This is a genomic window from Pseudarthrobacter cremeus, from assembly GCF_051857465.1.
GTDB lineage: Bacteria > Actinomycetota > Actinomycetes > Actinomycetales > Micrococcaceae > Arthrobacter.
This window is the reverse complement of the sequence record NZ_JBPZHC010000011.1, coordinates 151,458-172,834: the sequence shown is the minus strand read 5'-3', so window position 1 is coordinate 172,834 and position 21,377 is coordinate 151,458. Positions and strand designations below refer to the sequence as shown.

The window sequence follows — 21,377 nt, the reverse complement described above, 5'->3', positions numbered from 1 at the left end:
CGGTAAGCGGCTCCCGGTTTCGGTATGTGCCCTTTAGACGAGTCCAGTCAGATCACCCCTGGATGTGACTCCCAGCTTAGTGAAGACCTGGTAAAGGTGGCCTTCCACGGTGCGTACGGACACACCCATCTCCAGCGCGATGTCACGGTTGGACGAGCCGCGGCCGGCAAGCCGCGCAATCTGCCGTTCCCGGCTGGTCAGGAGGGGGCTGCCACTGCTCGGCACTATGGGCAGGCTTGCCACGGTGGCCGCCAGAATGTCCAGCCGGGCCTGGGCGGTCCTGGCTGAAACAGAGTCGCCGGCCTGCCTGGCGAAGTCGACGGCCAAGGCCATGCAGCGGGCCTCAACGGCGTCCAATTCCAGCGTGGCAGCCAACTCCCCGCCGGCGAGCAGGGTTTTGGCGTCACGGGTCCTGCTGCCCACTGCGATCAGCCGCGAGATTTCCGCAAGGGGACCCTGGCGGTGGCCGGCCACCTCCTCCATCAGGCGGAAGTCGGCGTCGGTTCCGTTGACGGTGGCCCCGAGCAGGCTGATGCCGGCCAGTGTGTACCTTCCTGCCGCGATGTCCTCCCGGGCTGACTTCTTCAGCCGTGCGGCGGCGTCGTTGTCCCCCAGCCACCGGCCCGCGACGTCGGCGCAGAAGTTGGCGATGCTCCTGGTGGCATGGTCGGAGACTCCCCCCGCCCTCTGCAGCTTGTCCAGATACTTGCGGGACAGCCCGGCGTTTCCGATCTGGGCATATGCGAGGGCGGTTGCGGCGTAGGCTGCGCGGAGCATGCTCTGGACAGGCCTCAGCTCCAGCTGCGCAGTCGCCGACAGCAACGAATCCAGGGCGACGGCGCCACGCCCGGAGTATACGTACGCGATGCCGGCCGACAGCTCTGCGGCAGCGCTCCGGTACGGAAGGGTGTGGATCTCCCGAAGCGGCGGCGGATCGAGGAGGTCTATGCATCTGCGCCACTGACCCGCGGTCAGCAACACGGCATAGGCCCGCCCGGTGAACTGCTCGCGAAGCCCCACAATCTGGGCGGCATCCGAAATCTGCCCACCCAACTGCCGCATCAGGCTCAGCGCGTCCATTTCCCTCCCGGTCATGGACAAGGCGCTCATGAGGATCATCGCGGAGTTCATCCGGAACCAGGTGTCAGGGTTCTGTTCCGGGTCCGCTGCCGCTTCCAGGGCAGGGATGGCAGAGGCGTAGTCACCCACGAAGGCCTGGTATTCGAACTCGCTGAGGCTGATCCGGTTGGCAGCGGCGGCCAATGGCTCGGGCCAGTCTTTGGCGGTGCCCGGTTCCACTCCCAGGCGTTTCCGCGCCGCCCGCAGCAGGCCCGGAACCCGGTCCGAATGTTCCGGGAGCCAGACCATCGCCTTTGCCTTGGCGGCGATGACCCGGGCAAATTCTTCAACATCCAGGTTGTCCAATTGCGGCTGCGAGATGTCCTCCAGCGCCGCCATGGCCTGCACCGGGAGGTCCAGCAGCAAGTATGCGGCGGCTTTCTGCCTCTGGCCCGGCACCCACTCAGGATCGTTCCGCTTCAGGATTTCCGCGTATCTGAGGGCGAAATGCGGGTCAAAGAGCTCGACGGCGGCCTCAGCTGCCGCCAGAGCCATGGGAGGGCTGAGCTCGGCCTCACATTCCTGGGTCCAGGCGGAGAACGCCATCAACTCCTCCACCGTCATGGTGGCGGGGTCCGGGTCCTGGCCGTTGAGGAGCAGGCTACGCAGCTCCCTTCGCCGGGTGATGCTGAGCCAGGAACGGACGACGTCGCCGAGGTACTTCTCGCGCAGGGTTACCCACCGGTTGTCCGACGCGTCGATCTCCAGCATGCCGGAGTCCTCCATGTCAGCCACGATGCCGGCGCCGTAGACAGCAGTCAGCCTGGACAGCTCCACGCTCCGGGCGCAGGAGAGCATCTCGATGACTTCGCGTTCCTGCTCCGATTTCCGGGTCCACTGGGAGCGCACGATGTCATCCAGGCTGGCTGCGCCGTCAAGCACCACCTTGTCCCGAAGCGTCCAGACGGAGTCCGAGAGGACGAGGTTCCCGGAGTGCTGCTGCTCGGTGACCAGGGCTTTGAGCAGCAGGGGATTTCCGCCAACCATCGTGTGGAAGGTACCCACCAGGGAGGCGGATACCCGGTGGCCCAGAAGTGAAAGCAGGACCTGCCGGGTCTGGAGCTCATTGAGGTTGTCCAGCCTGACCTCGGTCAGCCGGTGGTCCGTGAGAAGCCAGTGGAAGTCAGCCGGAAGATCGCTGATCCGGGGTGCGACGGCGACGACGCGGGCAGTTCCGGTCAGGAGGATGTTCAGCAGCACCCCGGCGCTCATGTCGTCAATGCTGCCGGCTGTGTCCAGGGTGATCACGCACTGGCGCCCGGCGGCGTCGCTCCTGATCAGCGAGGTGATACCCCTCAGAATGGCGGTTGGCGAACCCATATAGGCCTGGGGAAGGCGCGCGAGCAGGAAAGCCAGGCAGCCGTAGGGCGTCCTGGCCGATGTGGGGCCGCTGCGCAGCTGCAGCGTCCAGACGTCCGGGCCAAGTTCGGATACCGCTGTCCGTGCCAGGGACGACTTTCCGACCCCCCGGCCTCCGGTGATGACGACGCCCAGGGAGTCCTGGCTGGTCAGGGCGATACGGACGGCTTCAAGGTTCGCGCTGCGCGCGGGCACAGACCATCGCGGCGTCTCAGTTATGCCGGCGGTGTCCGTGCGTAGCCCAACATCGTTGAGCGATGACCCACGTCCCCAGCTGAGTGGCTCGATTGACATGAACTTATCCCCTAGATCCCACTAAAAGCGGGAACAAGCCCCATCGCCCCCCCGCTTAGGAAGAAGACTACCCCTTGGTACAGACAGGAAAACAGGGACAGCGAGTTTTAAGTTTTTTTACGGGACGTCGGTCTTCGCCGGATGGAACTTCTGTTGGGCAGCGGTGAGCCCCTCCCTGACCAGCATCTCGACTGCGTCAGCGGCCTCATCGAGCAGGAATGGAAGGTCTTTCCGTTCCGCCGTGCCGAAGTCGCGGAGGACGTAATCGGCGGTTTCCATCCGGCCGGGCGGCCGGCCCACGCCAACCCGCACCCTGAGGTAATCCTTCGTGCCAAGCGCCTTGGAGATATCGCGGAGGCCGTTGTGGCCCCCCTCGCCCCCACCGGATTTGAGCTTCACGGTGTTAAAAGGGATATCGATTTCGTCGTGGACCGCAATAACGTGGTCCGGTCCGATGCCGTAGAAGTCCGCCAAATTTGCCACCGGCCCGCCGGAAACATTCATGTAGCTCATGGGCTTGGACAGCACTACGCGGGGGCCGCCGATCCCGAGCCTCCCCTCAAGCACCTGGGCACGGGCTTTGTGGGTTTTGAAGCTTCCACCGATCCGGGCTCCAAGTTCCTCCAGGACCATCTGGCCGACGTTGTGCCTGTTGCCTTTGTACTCGGCGCCCGGGTTTCCGAGGCCAACAATCAGCCAGGTGTCAGTCATTGTTCAATCCTAAAGTGGGTTTGACCCTCAAGGGGGCGGGCCGTGACGTGGACCGGCGCACAGTGTGCCGGAACATGGCTGTGGCCGGACCCCAACAGGGACCCGGCCACACCCGAACGATGGTACTTACTCGGCTGCTTCCGAAACCGAAGAACCTTCGGTGGTCTCGGCAGATGCCTCTTCCTCGGAGACCTCGGTGGCCTCGGAGATGTGAACCACGAGGGCCTCGGCATCGGCCAGCAGGACCGATCCCTTGGGCAGGACCAGATCGGAAGCGTGGATGTGCTCGCCGGCGGTGCGGCCCTCGATGTCAACCTCGATGGCGGTCGGCAGGTGGGTTGCCTCGGCCTCGAGGGAGATGACCGTGAGTTCCTGGTTGTAGACGTTGCCCGGTGCCAGTTCGCCAACAACGTGGACGGGGACGTCCACGGTGACCTTCTCGCCCTTGCGGACGGTCAGCAGGTCGATGTGCTCGATGATCTGCTTGATGGGGTCGCGCTGGATGTCCTTGACCAGGGCGAGGTGCTCTTCGCCGTTGATGTCCAGGGACAGCAGGGCGTTCGCCTTGCGGACTGCAAGCGTTGTGGCCTTGCTGGGAAGGGTGATGTGGATGGGGTCGGCGCCGTGGCCGTAAATGACCGCGGGGATCAGGTGGGCCATGCGCGCGCGGCGGGCAAAGCCCTTGCCGAATTCGGTGCGTACTTCTGCTGCGAGCTTCTGCTCAGCCATGTGTATCTCCTCGGAAACTGGAACGGTGTTCAGCAAGGGCGGAGGTCTGTTACGACCTTCAACGCCGGGCGCCCTGAGGCGGCCCTTCCAGAAGGGAGAGTCAGACCCAGTCGATAACGGAGACCTGCAATCCGGTTTCCGTCTGCACGGAACCCGGTGCTCTCCCTCGCCAAGGTATCGTCAAAAATCCTACCAGCGCCGGACCGATTACTGAAAACGGGCGTGGATCAGGCGTTGCCGTCGAACAGGCTGGTGACCGAGCCGTCGTCGAAAACTTCCCGGATGGCACGGGCGATAAGCGGCGCGATGGACAACACCGTCAGCTGCGGGAACTGCTGATGGGCAGCGATGGGCAGGGTGTCGGTGACCACCACTTCGCGGGCACCGGAATCTGACAGGCGCTGGGCTGCCGGGTCCGAGAACACGGCATGCGTCGCAGCGATGATGACATCCTTCGCACCGGCGTTCTTCAGTACCTGGACTGCCCCGGAGATGGTTCCGCCGGTGTCGATCATGTCATCGATCAGTACGCACGTCCGGCCCTCAACCTGGCCGACAACCGTCTTGGAGACCGCCTGGTTGGGAACGGTGAGGTCGCGGCTCTTGTGCACAAACGCCAGCGGGGCCCCGCCCAGGCGCTCGGCCCACTGCTCCGCGACGCGGACGCGCCCGGTGTCGGGGGAAACGACAGTGATGTCGTCCGCGCCGACGCGGGTCCGGATGTAATCCGCCAGGAGCGGGATGGCCATCAGGTGGTCAACCGGGCCGTCGAAGAAGCCCTGGATCTGCGAGGTGTGCAGGTCAACGCTCATGATGCGGTCGGCGCCGGCGGTCTTGTAGAGGTCAGCCACGAGCCGGGCGGAAATGGGCTCGCGTCCGCGGCCCTTTTTGTCCTGCCGGGCGTACGGGTAGAACGGGGAAACCACGGTGATCCGCTTGGCGGACGCGCGCTTGAGCGAATCGATCATGATCAGCTGTTCCATGAGGTGGTTGTTCAGCGGGGCCGGGTGGGCCTGGATCACGAAGGCATCCGTACCGCGGACGCTTTCGCCGGCGCGGACGTAGATCTCCCCGTTGGCGAAGTCGTAGGCATCAACGGGCAGCAGCTCGGTTCCCAGCTCCTTGGCGATTTCCCGTGCCAGCTCGGGGTGTGCCCGCCCAGCGGCAAGCACCAGCTTCTTTTCGCCGCGTGCCGTAATTTCGCTCATGATTGCGTGCCCTCTTCTGTCGGTGCCGGGGTAGGTGAGGAAGCTTCGGTTGCCGCCGCGTGATCCGCGGCGGAGGCCAGTTCGGCCGAGCGCGTGCCGGGTCGGTTTGCGATGACCCAGCCCTCGGAGTTGCGCTGGGCGGCCACGGACACTGCGAGTGCCCCGGCCGGAACGTCCTTGCGGATCACCGCGCCGGCGCCGCTGTAGGCCCCGTCCCCCACGGTGACCGGTGCGACGAACACCGTGTTGGATCCAGTACGCACGCCCGAGCCGATTACCGTGCGGTGCTTCTTCTCGCCGTCGTAATTGGCCGTGATGTTGCCGCAGCCAATATTGGTGTCCTCGCCGATTTCGGCGTCGCCGGCGTAGCCGAGGTGCGAGAGTTTGGAGCCGCGGCCAATGGTGACGTTCTTCGTTTCGTAGAACGCGCCGATTTTGCCGGTGTCGCCCAGGACGGTGCCGGGCCGCAGGTAGGTGAAGGGGCCGACGGCGGCGCGGGCGCCGATCACTGCACCGGAACCGTGCGTGCGGGTCACGGTGGCGCCCTCACCGATGCGGACATCGGTCAGGGTGGTGTCCGGGCCGACGACGGCGTCCCTCGCCACGGTGGTGGACCCGTGCAGCTGGGTGTTGGGCAGGATCCTGACGTCCTCGTCGAGGGTGACCGTGGAATCAATCCAGGTGGTGGCGGGGTCAACAACGGTCACGCCCGAACGCATCCAGGCTTCGACGGTGCGGCGGTTCAGTTCGGCGCCGAGGGCGGCGAGCTGGACGCGGTCATTGGCGCCCTCCACCTGCCAGCGGTCTTCGGTGACGACGGCGGCTACGCGGCCGCCTGCCTGCCGCGCGAGGCCGAGCACGTCGGTGAGGTATTTCTCGCCCTGGGAGTTGTCTGTGGTGACGTGCAGCAGCGCATCGCGGAGGACGGCGGCGTCGAAGGCGTAGATGCCGGAGTTGACCTCGCGGATCAGGCGTTCGGTTTCCGTGGCGTCCTTGTGCTCGCGGATGCCGGTGACGGATTCGTCATCGTGGCGGAGGATCCGTCCGTAGCCCGTGGCGTCCTCCAGCAGGGCAGTCAGCACGGTAACGGCGTTGCCTTCACGTTCGTGCGTGGCCACAAGCTCGGCAAGGAGTCCGCCCGTGAGCAGGGGAACATCGCCGTAGGTCACCACCACGGTACCGGTGAGCTTTTCCCCGGCATCCAGGGCGTTCAGGGCCACCTCGACGGCGCGGCCGGTGCCGGGAATGTCGTCCTGGTCAACGATCAGGGCTTCGGGGTCCAGATCGTTCAGGTGGCGGGCAACGAGGTCACGTTCGTGGCGGACCACCACGGCGAGGCGCCCGGGGTTGATGCTGCGGGCCGCCAGCAGGGCGTGGGCCACCATGGACCGGCCGCCGATCCCGTGCAGGATCTTCGGCGTACGGGATTTCATCCGGGTACCGGCGCCTGCTGCCAGAACAATGACGGCGGCTGGACCGGTAGTCTCGGGGATCACGTACGGGCTCTCCTTGCATTGGTTACACGTTGGGCCGGGCGGGGTGCCGAACCGGCCACATCACTGGCGGGGCACCGTGTTCATCCTACTGGACGCACTCTCGCACAGCAGTTCCGCCCATAGGATTCGAACCTATACTCCACGGCTCCAAAGGCCGGGGTGCTGCCATTACACCAGGGCGGACCATGCCAGAGGCACAAGGCCAAGGCACAAGTATTTATTTTGCCATGGGTTCAGGGCAGCCAGCGACACGGGCTCGAATCGTGTCCCCGCCCCCACCGAAAGCCGGACCCTGACAGGCACCCACTCCGCGGCCAAAGGGCCGGGTGGGGAGCCGGACGGGAGGATTTATTCGCCGAGGACTTCCAGGGCTCCCAGCCATTCAAGTTCGAGGGCTTCGCGTTCACCGGCGAGGTCCTTGAGTTTCCTGTTCTGGTCAGCCAGGGCGTCGAAGTCATTCTCATTGGTGCTTTTGACCATCTGGTCGTGGAGCTTCTTTTCCTGCTGTTCGAGCTTGCCCAGCTGGCGTTCGATCCGGTTCTTGGCTTTGCGTGCGTCCCGCTTTTCGCCCTCGGAGGCTCCGGACGCGGCGGGGGTGGTGCTTCCGCTGGCGCCGGTGACGGGGTTCCCGCCACCGGTGATGGTGGAACCTGCCAGGGCGGATTCCCGGAGTTCCAGGTACTGGTCAACGCCGCGCGGCAGGGCGCGGATCTTCCCGTCGCCAAGGAGTGCCATCTGATGGTCAGTGACGCGCTCCAGGAGGTAGCGGTCGTGGCTCACCACTACGAGGGTGCCGGGCCAGCCGTCCAGGACGTCTTCGACGGCGGAGAGCGTATCGGTGTCGAGGTCGTTGGTGGGCTCATCGAGCATCAGGACGTTGGGCTCGCCCACCAGCAGGCGCAGCAGCTGGAGACGGCGGCGCTCACCGCCGGAGAGGTCCCGGACCGGGGTCCACTGCTTCTCGTTGGTGAAGCCGAGCTGTTCGACGAGCTGGCCGGCGGTGAATTCCTTGCCGCCAACATTGAAGGAGCGCTTTTCACGCTCGATCACTTCGATCACGCGTAGGTCCGAGACGTCGTCGAGCTCCTTGACCTCCTGGGTCAGTACTGCGGTGACCACGGTCTTGCCTCGTTTGACCTTCCCGGAGGTTGGTTCGATCTCGCCGTTGAGGAGCTTGAGCAGGGTGGTCTTGCCGGCGCCGTTGACGCCCACCAGGCCCAGCCGCTCCCCCGGTGCCAGCCGGAGGGTGATGTCGTCGAAAAGCTTCTGCCCTTCCTCGCCGCCCAGGTAATCCAGCGAGACGTTTTCCAGGTCCAGCACATCCTTGCCCAGGCGTGCTGTGGCCATCTTGCTCAGCGCCGTCGAGTCGCGCGGTTCGGGCACGTCGGCAATGAGGGCGTTGGCTGCTTCAATCCGGAATTTGGGCTTGGCCGTACGCGCAGGGGCACCGCGGCGCAGCCATGCCAGTTCCTTCTTCACCAGCTGCTGGCGTTTGCTTTCCACCACGGAGGCCGAGCGGTCGCGTTCGGCGCGGGCCAGGACGTACGCCGCGTAGCCGCCGTCGAAAGGGTCCATGATGCCGTCGTGGATTTCCCAGGTCTTGGTGCAGACCTCGTCCAGGAACCAGCGGTCGTGGGTGACCACCAGGAAGGCGCCCTGGTTTGCGCGCCAGCGGGTCTTCAGGTGGCGGGACAGCCACGCCACGCCTTCGACGTCGAGGTGGTTGGTTGGTTCGTCCAGCATGATGACGTCATGGTCTTCGATCAGAAGCTTGGCCAGGGCCACCCGCCGCTTCTGGCCGCCGGAGAGCGCATGGACGTTCGCGTGCCAGTCGACGTCGGACACGAGGCCGCCCATCACCTCGCGGATCTGCGGGTTGCGGGCCCATTCGTAGTCCGCCTGGTCCCCGACGATCGCGGCACCCACCGTGAGGTCGCCGTCGAGCACGTCGCTTTGGTCCAGGTAGCCGATGTTCACGTCGCCGCGCTTGGTGACCCGGCCGGAATCCGGGGTGGACCGCAGGGCCAGCAGCCGCATGAGTGTGGATTTACCGTCGCCGTTCCGGCCCACCATGCCAATCCGGTCACCCTCTTCGAGTCCGAGGGTGATGCCGTCCAGGACGGTGCGCGTCGCGTACGAAACCGTGAGGTTCTCGCCGCCAAGAAGGTGTGCCAAAGGGGACTGCTTTCTGCTGCTGTAAAGGTGGGGAGCTAGAGGAGGGTATCGGAGATGATGCGGGCGCCGGGCACGGGGCCGTGGACAGCGATTGCCGTCAGCCCGTGATGCCGCAGGTCCTCGGCCAGGCTTGCGGCGGCCGTGGGGTTGTGGGCCAACAGCGCCACCGTGGGCCCGGAGCCGGAGACGATACCCGCGATGGCTCCTTGGGACTCGCCTATGCCCAGCGTATCGCGGAGGGCGGGGGCGAGTTCAATGGAGGCCCGTTGGAGATCGTTCACGAGGACACGGCTCAGGGCGTCGGCATCCCCGCTGCGCAAGGCTTCGAGGATTTTGGGGTCCACGGCTGTGGGCTCCTCGGTGTCCACGCCCTCGGCCGTACGCAGCCGGTCCAGGGTGCGGTAGACCTCGGGTGTCGGAAGCCCATAATCCGCCGCGACCAGGACCCAGTCAGTCTGCGCCTTGACCAGTGCGGGCGAGAGTTCGTCGCCAAGGCCCAGCCCGACGGCGGTTCCGCCAAGCAGGGAAAACGGGACGTCTGCGCCCAATTCGGCGGCCAGGTGGGCCAGTTCGTCGCGGGACAGCCCGCTGTTCCAGAGGGCGTCGCAGGCCAGCAGGGTTGCTGCTGCGTCCGCGGAGCCGCCGCCCATGCCGCCGGCCACCGGAACCCGCTTGGTGATCTCCAAATGGACGCCGGTGGCGTGCTCCGATACATCCGCCATAATGGCCGCGGCCTTGTAGGCGAGGTTGTTCTCGTCGAGGGGGATGTCCACCCCGTCAAGGTCCAGGGTGCTGTCGGGGCTGATGCTCACGGTGATCCCCGGCGTCTCGGTGCTCGTGGCGGCGACTTCCTCGTAGAGCGAGACCGCGAGGTAGACGCTGGCCACCGAGTGGTAGCCGTCCGGGCGCAGCGGCCCCACGTCCAGGGAGACGTTAACCTTGCCCGGTGCCTTGACGCGGACGGTCCTGGCCGGGAAACGCCCCGCCAGCGCGTTCATGCGGTGGCCTCGCGGGCTTCGCGGGCCTCGGCGATCCGGGCAAACGCCGTGATGTCTATGACTTCGCCCCTGGCCGTTGGATCAACACCGGCCGCGACGAGGCAGCGTTCGGCCTCGGCTGCTCCCCCTGCCCAACCGGCCAGGGCGGCCCGGAGTGTTTTCCGTCGTTGGGCAAAGGCGGCGTCGATCACGGCGAACACCTGCTCCCGGGTAGCTGTTGTGACGGGCGGTTCCCGCCGGGTGAACGCGACGAGGCCGGAATGGATCTTGGGCGCCGGCCAGAAAACGTTCATGCCGATCACGCCCGCCTTGCGCATGCTGCTGTACCAGGCGGCCTTGACCGAAGGTACTCCGTAGGTCTTTGACCCGGGCCCGGCAGCCAGCCTGTCAGCCACCTCGTCCTGGACCATCACCAGCCCGTGCTGAAGGCTGGGGAAATGCTGGAGGAGGTGCAGGACCACGGGGACGGCCACGTTGTAGGGGAGGTTGGCCACGATGGCGGTGGGCTCAACCGGCAGGGAAGTCACCTTCATGGCGTCGGCCAGGACCAGGTGGAACGCCTCCGCGGCTTCCGGCCGCCACGCCTTGACGGTTTCGGGCAGCTTGGCCGCCAGGACGGGATCGATTTCGACGGCGACCACTGCCTTTGCGGCGTCCAGCAGCCCCAGGGTGAGGGAACCGAGGCCGGGCCCGACTTCCAGCACCGTCTCGTCCGGCCCGATGTTGGCAACCGAGACGATCCGGCGGATGGTGTTGCCGTCAATGACGAAGTTCTGGCCCAGTGTTTTGGTGGGCCGGATCCCGATTTCCTCCGCTAGCCGGCGTATGTCGGAGGCACCGAAGAGGGGTGCGGGCGCGGCGGCAGTCGGTTCAGTCACCTAGGTATCCTATCCCGGCGCCCATCAGGGCCGTGGCGTGTGCGTGGCCTGTTAACGGCAGTGACCGGCCCCGGAAACCCGGGACCGGCCATGTCTTCGTGCCCTACTAAGTGCCTCGCGGCTTGCTAAGTGCCTCGCGGCTTGCTGCGTGCCTTGCGGCTTGCTAAGGGCCTCGCGACTGTCTGCTTACCTGGCGGCTGTGGTCAGCTGCCGCCGGCGCAGATGCCCGGCTGGTTCCTGCCCTTGCAGCTGCCTAGCTTGTGGCAGCCCAGCCACAGCCCCACGGCTGGAGGCCACGCTGGGCATACACGCGGTTGGCAATGTCAATCTGCTGCGCCTTCGTGGCGAGGCTGGCGTTCGGCGCGTATGCCCCGCCGCCGGCACCGATCCACGTGCGGATATCAAACTGAAGACCGCCGTAGTAGCCGTTGCCGGAGTTGATGGACCAGTTACCGGTGGATTCGCACTGCGCGATCTTGTCCCACATTGCCTCGTTCATCATGGCCGGGGCGGCGGCGCCGGTGTTCGTGCCGGCTGCGGGGGCAGCGGCAACAGGCTTGGCTTTGGTTCCTACCGTGACCTTCTCAGTGACAGGCTGCACGGAAACAGTTTCGGAGACCAGTGTCCGGGAGGCTTCGCGGCCGTCCACCATCACCAGTTTGAAGGTCTTGCTGACCTTTCCGGCTGCTCCGGCCTGGGTGACCTCTTTCTCACCCTTCAAGAGCTCGGCGCTCTCCGTGGTCATGCTGTCGAAGGCGATGTCTTCGGTGGTGGCCGCGGTCTGGCTGGTGTCCACGCGGGAGACCTTAACCACCATGTTGTTCACCACGAGGGCGTTGCCGGGCTGGGAAGTCCGGTCATCGACGCCGAGGGTGATGCCGGCGTCTTCAAGCACCTGGGCGACCGTTCCCGCCGTCGTGGTCGCCGCGGCCACTTTGCCGTCCGCAACAATGCTCACGGTCTTGGGGGTGGAGATGGAGACGAATGATCCGGCCACAGCGAGCTGGGCGTCCTTCGGGACGGAAACGGACGACGCGCTGGCGACTCCGAGTTCGGTGACGAGGCCGGCGACGTCCGGCGCCGTGGTGCTGACCGTCTTTTCGGAACCGTCCAGGCTGACCTTCACGGCCTTGGCCATGTTGACGTTGATCACGGTCCCGTTCTCCACTTTGACGTCCGCCGACGGCGAGACGCGGTCAGAAGGCTTCAGTTCGACGTTGGCGCTCTTGACCACCTGGCCAACCGTGCCGCCGAAGGACTGGACCGAAGTCACCTTGCCGTCGACATTGAGGGTAACGGTTTTGTTATTTCCGACGAAGGCTACGAGGCCAACCACCAAGGCGCAGAGAACGACGAGTTGGGTGCCGACTTTGACAAAACTGAACTTGCCGTCCGTTGTGAAGATCTTGACCACGATTGCCCGTATCTTTAGGACCATCCGGGCACGGGGAAAAACGCAGTAAAATAGCCGGCGCATGGCCCTAGAGGACAGCTCCGGCCACCATTGCGCCGCCACACTCCGCGCGGCAGGCAGGCGGCATCAAGCGTTGCCGGGTCCCGCTGCGGGTGAAGTGAAATTATCCGAAGGCCTTCCCCGACCCCGGCTAATAGTTCTCCACTGTAACCGTAGCGTTATAAAGCAGCCAAGAAATTTACATACGAAGTATGTTCAAGGAGCCTTCCGGGCACGCCTGGCTCAGGTCCAGGAACCGTATGCCCGCACGGTATTTTCGCCTATCCGGGTGCAGAGCCCGGCAAGGTCGGTTCCTGTCAATTCGGCCATGGCCCGGACCGTGTACGGCACCATGTAGCTGGCGTTGGGACGTCCCCGGTGCGGGTGCGGAGTCAGGAACGGCGCATCAGTTTCGACGAGGACGAGGTCCGGATCCGCCACGGCGAGCGCAGCACGCAGGTTCTTTGCGTTTTTGAACGTCAGGGTGCCCGCGAATGACATGTTCCAGCCTGCAGCATTGCAGATCCGGGCGAGCTCCTCATCACCGGAAAAGCAATGGAACACCACCCGCTCCGGAGCACCCTCTTCGCGCAAGACCTGCACGACGTCGTCGTGCGCGTCCCTGTCGTGGATCTGGAGCGTCAGGTTGAGCCGCTTGGCGATGTCGATGTGCCGCCGGAAGGAATACCTCTGGTGGGCCAGGCCTTCCCCCTCGGTGCGGAAAAAATCAAGGCCGGTTTCGCCGATGGCGCGGATGCGCGGATGGGCGGCCAGTTGCTCGATCTCCGCCAGCGCCTCCTCCAGCTCGCCCCGGCGTGCGTAGTCCGGGGCGTCATTGGGATGAAGAGCCACCGCACCCAGCAGCCTGCTGTCCAGATCCACCGCCTGGACCGTAAAGCGGGAGGACTCGAGATCGCACCCCACCTGGACGGCCCCCTGCACCCCAACAGCCTCGGCAGCATCCAGGGCAGCGGCGATGGCCACCGGCCTGTCTCCATTGGGGAAATCGAGGTGCGTGTGGTTGTCCATTACAGGCACCGGCAAGGGCTCCGGTGCCGGCGGAAAGTCCTGTCCCGCCCGGCCGGTCCCCGCTGCGGCGTCAGACCCGGCTGCACGGTAAGCGGCGGGAATCAGCGAATTGCACATCCCTCCACCCTAGCGGGGGGGGGAGGTCCCCCTGAATTACCGGAACTCTCTGTCAGCAAAGGCAGTTGTGTTAGTAGGCTGGTACGAACAGATCCGAACACCCACCGAGGTCGAAGGCAGGCCTGCTGTCACGTCCCAGGTGATCCCCGGGCTGAAAGGAGCGAAGATGGACCCCCATCGCCGCACCGCCGTCAACGAGATAGCCCCTGCCGGCCGGAATTTCACTGCGGTCACGGAGCAGGTCAGCCATCTGAACGGTCACAAGGGTGCCGCCATGGATGCCGAGGCATTCCACGCCGCCAGCCGACGGATCCTGGAATCGATCAACACTGTCATCGACGGTAAGTCCGATGCTGCCAGGCTTGCCTTGACGGTGCTGCTGGCCCAAGGCCATCTGCTTTTGGAGGACGTGCCCGGCGTGGGCAAAACCCTGCTGGCAAAAACACTCGCGCGGACCATCGACTGCACTGTCAGCCGGATTCAGTTCACCCCCGACCTCCTGCCCTCGGATGTGACCGGGGTTTCCATCTACAACCAGTCGTCCCGGCTCTTCGAATTCCGCCCCGGGGCCGTGTTTGCCAACATCGTCATTGGCGATGAGATAAACCGCGCCTCAGCCAAGACCCAATCCGCCCTGCTCGAGTGCATGGAGGAGCATCAGGTGACCGTGGACGGGGACTCCTACAAACTCGACGAACCTTTTATGGTTGTCGCCACGCAGAACCCGATCGAGATGGAAGGCACCTATCCCCTTCCCGAAGCCCAGCGCGACCGTTTTATGGCGCGGATCTCGATGGGCTATCCGGACAAGGAATCCGAGATGGAAATGCTCGAGACCCATCAGGCAACTTCGCCCCTGGACAAGGTCTCGCCCGTCGTCACAGCCGCCGACGTCGCCGCCATGATTGCCACCGTCCAACAGGTGTATGTCTCGCAGGCAGTGAAGGAATACACCGTTTCGGTGGGGCGGGCCACCCGCGAAAGCCCGCTGCTGCGGTTGGGAGCCAGCCCGCGCTCCATGCTTCAGCTGCTGCGCGCGGCCAAGGCGACAGCGGCACTCGATGGCCGTGATTTCGTCCTGCCCGACGACGTCATCAGCGTTGCGGACTCCGTGCTCGCCCACCGGATCATCCTTGACCGGAAGGCAGCCGGCGCAGGTGAGACTGCACACAGCGTCATCAGGGGGGTCCTGTCCAGGCTCCCGGTGAGCCACGAAACCGCGACCGGTCCGCTCCGGTCCGCGGACCCACCCGTTGCCGCGTCGCGCCGCACCCACTAGCAGGCATTCCCATGGCGCTGCACAACCCACTGCCGCGGCACCTCTTCAGCCAGCGTGGCTGGGGACTCCTGGCTGCAGGGGCAGTCTCGCTGCTGGCCGCTCAGATCATGGGCCGTCGGGACCTCCTGACGCTCGCCATCCTGCTGCTCGTCCTCCCGCTGGTCTCGCTCGCCGGAATCAGGCTGGTGAAACCCCGGTTCCACGTCTACCGGGAGTTCAATCCCTCGCCCGTGGAGACGTCCGCTGCCAGCACGGTGCGGCTGGCGGTAAGGCGCACAGGTTACGGGGGAGGCCACACGATCATGGAGGAACGGCTTCCGGCGCGGTTTGGCGAGTCACCGGCCTTCCGGTTTCCTGCACGCTCCGCCTCCGGCGGGATCAGCAGGTATGAATACCACTTGCGCTCAGGCGTCCGCGGACAGTACCTGATCGGCCCGGTAACGGCTGAGTTCACGGATCCCTTCGGCCTGTCGCTGCACCGGCAGGCCGTCGGCGACGGCGACACCCTCACCGTCACGCCGGCCGCCGTCGACCTTCCCGTGACGGGGCTTGCCGGCGCGCGGGGCAACGATGGCATCACAGCTACCCGGACCCGAGCCAATCCCAGTGACGACGACGTCATGACCCGCGAATACCGGCACGGCGATCCCATGCGCAGGGTCCATTGGCCCGCTACCGCCCGCCACGGCATCCTCATGGTGCGCCAGGAGGAATCCGTCACGACCCCCGAAGCCACCGTGATCCTGGACCAACGCTTCACCGCATTCCCGGGTGGAACGGGCCCGGGCCACAGCGCTAATCCCTCCATTAACGGCCACGAGCTGGCCAGCAGTGCCACCTTTGAGTGGGCCGTCGTGGCCGCGATCTCCATCTGCACACACCTTTCGGACCGGAACTACGCCCTGCGCCTCCTTGATCCCCGGGGCGAACCGGCTTTCCTCCGCTCCCCCTCCGCGCCGGAGCCGGAGGCCGAGGAATTCAAGGGGGCCTCAGGACTCCAGGCAGTCGCCGAAAGCCTTGCCGCCATCCACCTCACCGGGCCGCACCACGCCGCCCGGGAACATGGCCAGGACTCCGGTCCGGCCGTGTTCGATGACCACCTCATGGACAAGCTGTCAGCCCACCGGATGCGCGGGCCCATTATCGCGTTGCTCGGCAGGGTGACCCCGGCAGAAGCGAGGGCTCTGGCTCCGGCCGCTGGTTACGGGGCGAATGCCTTTGCCATCATCGTCGCCGACAGGCCGGATGATGCCGAGGACTCCCTTGAAACCCTCCGCAGGGGCGGCTGGCGGGCCGTGGCAGTCCCGACGTCGGTCCCGGTCCCTGTTGCCTGGGGCCAGTTTGACCAGGGTGGGGGCGGGCAGGCTACCGCCGCCGCCGATGTCCGCCGCGGAGCAGAGGTGGGACGATGACACTGGCGCCGGAACGTAACGCGCCCCGCGAACAGCCGCCCGTGGCCAGAGTCGAAGCAGCCGGCGGACAATCTCCGGCGCGTACCCGGGTGGGCGCCTACCCGTGGGCCATGGCCGGGGCCGTTGCCCTGTCCGTGGCGTGGGCGGCGGTATCCCTCAACGGCGTGCTCCGGGGCTGGGCGTGGTACCTGCCCGTTCTGACCACGGTGGTGGTGGTCTGCCTGTCGATCGCGACACTCCGTGCGCTGCGTGCCCATCCCCTCCTCGTGGCTGCAGGCGGCTTCGCTTCCCTGATAGCGGTCATCACACTCATCTTCTTCCGGTCCACCGGAATTGCCGGCTTGATCCCGTCCCCGGCCACCATGGCCGAACTGGACAAGTTCATCCGCCGCGCCAGCGAGACCGTGCTTTCTGAAAGCGCTCCGGTAGCTCCGAACGCCGGAATCGTCATGGTCATCTGTGCGGTTCTGGGCCTGGCTGTCATCCTCATTGATGCGCTTGCCGTTCCCCTGGGCATGCCTGCCACAACGGGGGTGGGCCTGTTGGCCGTTCTGGTGGTCCCCGCCATGGTGAAACCGCAAAGTGTGGGGTTGTGGGGCTTTTGCGCAGCGGTGGCCGGCTACCTGCTGATCCTGGCATGCAGCCAATGGTTTGCCCCCGATTTTCACACGTCGGCGGACAGCGCCAGGAATCCCGGCCAGTTCCGGCGGGCCGTGTTGACCGGAACCGTGGCGCTGGTGGCAACCCTCGCGGTGCCGTTGGTGATCCCGGGGTTCGATCACGGGACGTTCCCGCAGGGGTCCAGGCTGAACCCCTGGGGCACCGGAACCGGCCTGAACCCGATGATCACGTTGGGAAGCAGCCTGCGGACTCCGGCCGGCAGCGGGCGGATTACGTACGCCACCAACGCCGCCACCCCGTTGTATCTCCGGTCAGTCACAGTTGACAACTTCGACGGCGACTCCTGGGGCCCGGATGACCGTGAGGGCGAGCGGCGGCCCCTGACGGGGCTGATCGAGCCCGGCTACGAGATCCTCGCCAACGAGCAGATCCGCCAGGTGACGGCAGTGGAGACCGGCACGTTCACGAGCCCTTACCTGCCGTTGCCCTACGCTCCGGGGGCGATCCGCGGGCTCAGCGGCGCCTGGACGTGGGACCCGTCCACCCTGTCCGTCAAGGGATCGAACACCAACTCACGCAACCAGCTGTACATTGTGTCCTCCACCGAACCCAAACTCACGGCAGAAGCGCTTCAGCAGTCATCGGCGGCGGTCCGCGGCATCTCCGGTGACTTCACCCGGATTCCCGGCAATGTTCCGGACATAGTCCGCAGCACCGCAGACCAGGTGACACGTTCCAGCGGCACCGCCTATGCCAAGGCCATGGCCATCCAAAGGTTCCTGCGCTCGGGGGAGTTCACGTACTCGCTCCAGTCGCCGGTCCAGGGCGGCTACGACGGTAACGGACTGTCTGTCCTGGCGGACTTCCTGACCCAGAAGAGCGGATACTGCATCCATTTCTCATCCGCCATGGCCGTGATGGCCAGGCTGGAAGGAATACCGAGCCGCATCGCCGTCGGCTACGCCCCGGGCAGGCCCACCGGCGCCACTGTGGCCGTCCTGGGCCAGGGAGCGCTGCCCGAGTTCGAAGTTGACTCCCGGGACGCCCACGCGTGGCCCGAACTCTACTTCCAGGGTCTGGGTTGGGTACCTTTCGAGCCCACCCCGTCACGCGGCGTGGTGCCCGATTACGCCACCGAGGCCTCCAGCCCCGGCTCCCCCAACCTCATCGAAAACAACGAGGACCTCCTTCGCGACGCAACGGCCGCACCGGCTACGCCGACCCCGTCGACCGCTCCCCTCCCCGGCGCCGGCGCCGGCGGCGGTGCCGAGGATCCCGGACAGCGGATCCTGCCGTTGCTGCTGACGACGGCGGGCAGCCTCGGACTGCTCCTGCTTCTGGCATCGCCGCGGCTCATCCGGCTGGGGCGGCGTGCCCGTCGCCTCCGCAAGCAGGACCAATCACCGGAGGATACCGTTCCGTTGGCCTGGTCCGAGCTCCGCGACCTGGGAACCGATTACGGCCTGCCACCGTGGCCCAACGAGACGCCGCGGACGTATTCCGCCCGGCTCCGCCGTTCAGGACTGCTGGGTGAGGCGGGCGGCCTGGACGATGCAGCGCACCAGGCAGTACTGTCGCTGACGGCCGACTTCGAACGCCGGCACTATGGCCGGCCGCTCCAGGACACCGCCGGCCCCGGGAAACCCGGGACGGCCGCCTCGCGGATCGCCGCAGTTCAGCAGTCGCTGCGGGACAATGCCTCCTTCCCACGGCGGCTCACGGCGGACTGGCTCCCGGCTTCCGTACTGGGAAAGTTGGGCCGGCTACTGGCATCGCCGTTCAAGGCGATCGGCAGGCTGACGCTCCGCGCGGCAAAGCCGGCCGCGCGCTCATGGACGAGGGCGCGCGGCCGCCTGTTCCCGCCCCAAGGCAGCCAATCCCGGGGCAGCCAATAAGGAACGCTTCAGCCGGCGTAGGGGTCTGCGATGCCGATGTACTGGGTGTAGAGGTATTCCTCGATGCCTTCGAGTCCGCCTTCGCGTCCCAGGCCTGACTGCTTGACGCCGCCGAAGGGTGCGGCGGCGTTGGAGATGACACCGGCGTTCAGGCCAAGCATCCCCGTTTCGAGCCGCTCGCCCATCCGGATGCCCCGGTTCAGGTCCCTGGTGAAGACGTAGGCCACCAGCCCGTACTCGGTATTGTTGGCAAGCCGGACGGCCTCGGCCTCGGTGCCGAAGGTGATGATCGGGGCGACCGGGCCGAAGATCTCCTCGGACAGGATCCGGGTCCCCTCCGTGACGCCGGTGAGGATGGTGGGCTGGTAGAAGTACCCCGGCCCTGTCGCGGGGGCACCGCCCAGCACCGCCCTGGCGCCGGACGCCACGGCGTCGGCGACGAGCTCGTGGACCTTGTCCCGGCTCTTGGCATCGATCAGCGGACCCACCTTGGACTGCGGCTCGGTGCCGCGGGCCGTGGTCATTTCACCCATCTTCGCGGCGAACTTCTCCGCAAACTCCTCCGCCACCGCTTCATGCACAATGAACCGGTTCGCCGCGGTGCAGGCCTCGCCCATGTTCCGCAGCTTTGCCAGCATGGCCCCCGCGACGGCGGCATCGATGTCCGCGTCCTCGAACACCACGAACGGGGCGTTCCCGCCCAGCTCCATGGAGGTCCGCAGCACGGTCTCGGATGCGTCGGCCAGCAGGCGGCGGCCCACCTCGGTGGAACCGGTGAAGGACAGCTTCCGGAGCCGGGAGTCCTTGATCAGCGGCCCCGTGGTGGCGCCGGCCGTGGACGTCGGAATGACATTCAGGACACCGGCGGGCAGGCCGGCCTCCATCATGGTGGCGGCGAACAGCTGGGATGTCAGCGGCGTGAGGTTGGCGGACTTGAGCACCATGGTGCAGCCGGCAGCTACGGCCGGGGCGATTTTCCGGGTGGCCATGGCCAGCGGGAAGTTCCACGGCGTGATCAGCAGGCACGGGCCCACCGGTTTCTTGGTCACCAGCAGCCGGGACTTCCCGTCAGGGGAGACCGAGTAGCGGCCGAACGCCCGGACGGCTTCCTCGGAGAACCAGCGCAGGAACTCCGCACCGTACGTCACCTCGCCCCGCGCCTCAGCCAGCGGCTTGCCCATCTCCAGTGTCATCAGCAGCGCGAAGTCTTCAGCCCGCTCCGTCACCAGGTCAAAGGCCCGCCGCAGGATCTCGCCCCGTTCGCGCGGCGGGACCTTCGCCCACGACTCCTGCGCCGCAGCGGCAGCATCCAGGGCGGCCATGCCGTCCTCGGGCCCGGCATCGGCGATGCTGAGCAGCACCTTGCCAGTGGCAGGATCCTCCACATCGAACGTCTTCCCCGACGCGGCAGGCCGCCACTGGCCGTTGATCAGCAGGCCTGTCGGGACGGTGGCGAGCAGCTCGCTCTCGCGTTGTGCGGTAACAGCTGGCTGTGCAGTGAGCGTCATGGTGACTCCCTTGTCAGTAGGGTTGGCTTCCGGCTTTCGCCTGCCGCTGCTGATTCTGAGTTCAGGCTGGTGACCGGCCGGTTTGGCTGAATTACTGCCAGACTACTGCTGCGACGGCGGGAGGGTCTACGCCAGGAAGCACTGCAGAGTGCGGGCAGCGTTGTGCGACTGCACAGACGACGCTGACCCGGTCTCCGCAGGGTCAGCGGAAAGGTCAGCGTGCCGCGAGGACTGCTGAATAGAGCTCCCGCTTGCTCACGCGGACGTCCTCGGCAACGGCGGCCACCGCTTCCTTGAGCCGTATTCCCTGGGACACCAACTCGTTGACGGCCGCCACGTGGTCTTCCGGCGTTCCCGGGGCCTGTTCGGGGGCGCCACCGAGCACCACCGCGATCTCACCGCGGACCTCATTGCTTTCCGCCCACAGCAGCAGGTCCCCCACGGTGCCGCGGATGACTTCCTCGTAGGTTTTGGTCAGTTCGCGGCACACAGCAATCCGACGCTCCGCTCCGAACCGTTCCCTCAGCGCCCGCAGCATCGATTCCAGGCGGTGCGGGGCCTCGAAGAACACCATGGTGCGGCGCTCTGCGGAAAGGTCGGCAAGCCGTGAGGCCCGTTCACCCGCTTTCCGGGGGAGGAAGCCTTCAAAGCAAAAACGGTCCGTGGGGAGGCCGGACAGGGCCAAAGCGGTCAGGACGGCGGATGGCCCGGGGACAGCCGTCACCGTGAGGCCTGCTGCCACGGCCCCTTCCACCAGCCGGAAGCCGGGGTCCGACACTGAAGGCATCCCCGCATCGGTAACCATGACCAGGGTCTTGCCGGCCCGTACCTGCTCCAGCAGCTCGGCGGTCTTGGTGGCCTCATTGTGCTCGTGGTAACTGATGACGCGCCCCTCGATGGTGACCCCGAGGCTCTGGACCAGGCGGTGCAGCCGCCTGGTGTCCTCGGCCGCCACAATGTCGGCCGTGCCCAGCAGGCCGATCAGGCGGGCTGAAGCGTCTCCTGTGTTGCCGATGGGCGTTGCCGCGAGGATGATCCGGCCGGGCCCTGGAGTGGCCGGAGCCGCGACGGGCTCATCTGTATCGGCAACGGATGG

At 66.2% G+C, this 21,377-nt stretch carries 15 protein-coding genes and 1 tRNA gene; 3 read left to right on the top strand and 13 right to left on the bottom strand.

Annotated elements, in window-relative coordinates:
* Positions 1–33: 33 nt before the first annotated feature.
* The 11 genes from ACS5PJ_RS18910 to ACS5PJ_RS18860 form a co-directional block, all read right to left on the bottom strand.
* Entirely contained in the window at positions 34–2,772 is a 2,739-nt protein-coding gene (locus tag ACS5PJ_RS18910; RefSeq protein WP_439436399.1) for a LuxR family transcriptional regulator, read from the bottom strand.
* Between the two features lie 117 nt (positions 2,773–2,889).
* Positions 2,890–3,483, bottom strand: a complete 594-nt coding sequence (gene pth / locus ACS5PJ_RS18905) for an aminoacyl-tRNA hydrolase (RefSeq protein WP_354147086.1) — start codon at positions 3,481–3,483, stop codon at positions 2,890–2,892.
* Between the two features lie 126 nt (positions 3,484–3,609).
* Positions 3,610–4,212 carry a 50S ribosomal protein L25/general stress protein Ctc gene (locus tag ACS5PJ_RS18900; RefSeq protein WP_439436398.1) on the bottom strand — a complete coding sequence of 201 codons (603 nt, stop codon included), beginning with the start codon at positions 4,210–4,212 and terminating at the stop codon, positions 3,610–3,612.
* Positions 4,213–4,439: 227 nt separating this feature from the next.
* Positions 4,440–5,420, bottom strand: coding sequence for a ribose-phosphate diphosphokinase (locus tag ACS5PJ_RS18895; RefSeq protein WP_108598012.1), 981 nt, complete (start codon positions 5,418–5,420; stop codon positions 4,440–4,442).
* Positions 5,417–6,916, bottom strand: coding sequence for a bifunctional UDP-N-acetylglucosamine diphosphorylase/glucosamine-1-phosphate N-acetyltransferase GlmU (gene glmU / locus ACS5PJ_RS18890; protein ID WP_439436397.1), 1,500 nt, complete (start codon positions 6,914–6,916; stop codon positions 5,417–5,419). Before glmU ends, ACS5PJ_RS18895 begins: the two co-directional genes overlap by 4 nt.
* A 111-nt stretch (positions 6,917–7,027) precedes the next feature.
* Positions 7,028–7,099, bottom strand: a tRNA-Gln gene (locus ACS5PJ_RS18885).
* Positions 7,100–7,264: 165 nt separating this feature from the next.
* Complete coding sequence (locus ACS5PJ_RS18880) at positions 7,265–9,091, bottom strand: ABC-F family ATP-binding cassette domain-containing protein (RefSeq protein ID WP_439436396.1); 1,827 nt, start codon at positions 9,089–9,091, stop codon at positions 7,265–7,267.
* Between the two features lie 35 nt (positions 9,092–9,126).
* Complete coding sequence (locus ACS5PJ_RS18875; protein WP_439436395.1) at positions 9,127–10,089, bottom strand: 4-(cytidine 5'-diphospho)-2-C-methyl-D-erythritol kinase; 963 nt, start codon at positions 10,087–10,089, stop codon at positions 9,127–9,129.
* A complete protein-coding gene (gene rsmA, locus ACS5PJ_RS18870; RefSeq protein ID WP_439436394.1) occupies positions 10,086–10,967 on the bottom strand; it encodes a 16S rRNA (adenine(1518)-N(6)/adenine(1519)-N(6))-dimethyltransferase RsmA in 882 nt (293 codons plus the stop codon). Before rsmA ends, ACS5PJ_RS18875 begins: the two co-directional genes overlap by 4 nt.
* Before the next feature lie 253 nt (positions 10,968–11,220).
* Complete coding sequence (locus tag ACS5PJ_RS18865; RefSeq protein ID WP_439436393.1) at positions 11,221–12,405, bottom strand: resuscitation-promoting factor; 1,185 nt, start codon at positions 12,403–12,405, stop codon at positions 11,221–11,223.
* A gap of 258 nt (positions 12,406–12,663) precedes the next feature.
* Positions 12,664–13,566: a TatD family hydrolase gene (locus tag ACS5PJ_RS18860; RefSeq protein ID WP_439436392.1), complete on the bottom strand. Its 903-nt coding sequence runs from the start codon at positions 13,564–13,566 to the stop codon at positions 12,664–12,666.
* Positions 13,567–13,732: 166 nt separating this feature from the next.
* Between ACS5PJ_RS18860 and ACS5PJ_RS18855 the strand changes: the two genes are divergently transcribed.
* Genes ACS5PJ_RS18855 through ACS5PJ_RS18845 form a run of 3 tightly spaced genes read left to right on the top strand, consistent with a single transcriptional unit; the run spans position 13,733 to position 18,773 of the window.
* On the top strand, positions 13,733–14,845 hold the full coding sequence (locus tag ACS5PJ_RS18855; protein WP_439436391.1) for an AAA family ATPase: 1,113 nt from the start codon (positions 13,733–13,735) through the stop codon (positions 14,843–14,845).
* Between the two features lie 11 nt (positions 14,846–14,856).
* On the top strand, positions 14,857–16,257 hold the full coding sequence (locus tag ACS5PJ_RS18850) for a DUF58 domain-containing protein (protein WP_439436390.1): 1,401 nt from the start codon (positions 14,857–14,859) through the stop codon (positions 16,255–16,257).
* On the top strand, positions 16,254–18,773 hold the full coding sequence (locus ACS5PJ_RS18845) for a transglutaminase TgpA family protein (protein WP_439436389.1): 2,520 nt from the start codon (positions 16,254–16,256) through the stop codon (positions 18,771–18,773). The genes ACS5PJ_RS18850 and ACS5PJ_RS18845 overlap by 4 nt, the downstream gene beginning before the upstream one ends.
* An 8-nt stretch (positions 18,774–18,781) precedes the next feature.
* Here ACS5PJ_RS18845 and ACS5PJ_RS18840 read toward each other — a convergent pair whose 3' ends face one another.
* Together ACS5PJ_RS18840 and rsmI are read right to left on the bottom strand one after the other, a co-directional pair.
* On the bottom strand, positions 18,782–20,281 hold the full coding sequence (locus ACS5PJ_RS18840; protein ID WP_439436388.1) for an NAD-dependent succinate-semialdehyde dehydrogenase: 1,500 nt from the start codon (positions 20,279–20,281) through the stop codon (positions 18,782–18,784).
* A 214-nt stretch (positions 20,282–20,495) separates the two neighbouring features.
* On the bottom strand, positions 20,496–21,317 hold the full coding sequence (gene rsmI, locus ACS5PJ_RS18835; RefSeq protein WP_439436422.1) for a 16S rRNA (cytidine(1402)-2'-O)-methyltransferase: 822 nt from the start codon (positions 21,315–21,317) through the stop codon (positions 20,496–20,498).
* Between the last annotated feature and the right edge of the window lie 60 nt (positions 21,318–21,377).

What these genes read in the sequence shown, in the direction of transcription:
- ACS5PJ_RS18910 (WP_439436399.1), bottom strand. Translation starts at nt 2,772, where the DNA reads ATGTCAATCGAGCCACTCAGCTGGGGACGTGGGTCATCGCTCAACGAT.
- pth (WP_354147086.1), bottom strand. Translation starts at nt 3,483, where the DNA reads ATGACTGACACCTGGCTGATTGTTGGCCTCGGAAACCCGGGCGCCGAG.
- ACS5PJ_RS18900 (WP_439436398.1), bottom strand. Translation starts at nt 4,212, where the DNA reads ATGGCTGAGCAGAAGCTCGCAGCAGAAGTACGCACCGAATTCGGCAAG.
- ACS5PJ_RS18895 (WP_108598012.1), bottom strand. Translation starts at nt 5,420, where the DNA reads ATGAGCGAAATTACGGCACGCGGCGAAAAGAAGCTGGTGCTTGCCGCT.
- ACS5PJ_RS18875 (WP_439436395.1), bottom strand. Translation starts at nt 10,089, where the DNA reads ATGAACGCGCTGGCGGGGCGTTTCCCGGCCAGGACCGTCCGCGTCAAG.
- ACS5PJ_RS18865 (WP_439436393.1), bottom strand. Translation starts at nt 12,405, where the DNA reads ATGGTCCTAAAGATACGGGCAATCGTGGTCAAGATCTTCACAACGGAC.
- ACS5PJ_RS18860 (WP_439436392.1), bottom strand. Translation starts at nt 13,566, where the DNA reads ATGTGCAATTCGCTGATTCCCGCCGCTTACCGTGCAGCCGGGTCTGAC.
- ACS5PJ_RS18855 (WP_439436391.1), top strand. Translation starts at nt 13,733, where the DNA reads ATGGACCCCCATCGCCGCACCGCCGTCAACGAGATAGCCCCTGCCGGC.
- ACS5PJ_RS18850 (WP_439436390.1), top strand. Translation starts at nt 14,857, where the DNA reads ATGGCGCTGCACAACCCACTGCCGCGGCACCTCTTCAGCCAGCGTGGC.
- ACS5PJ_RS18845 (WP_439436389.1), top strand. Translation starts at nt 16,254, where the DNA reads ATGACACTGGCGCCGGAACGTAACGCGCCCCGCGAACAGCCGCCCGTG.
- ACS5PJ_RS18840 (WP_439436388.1), bottom strand. Translation starts at nt 20,281, where the DNA reads ATGACGCTCACTGCACAGCCAGCTGTTACCGCACAACGCGAGAGCGAG.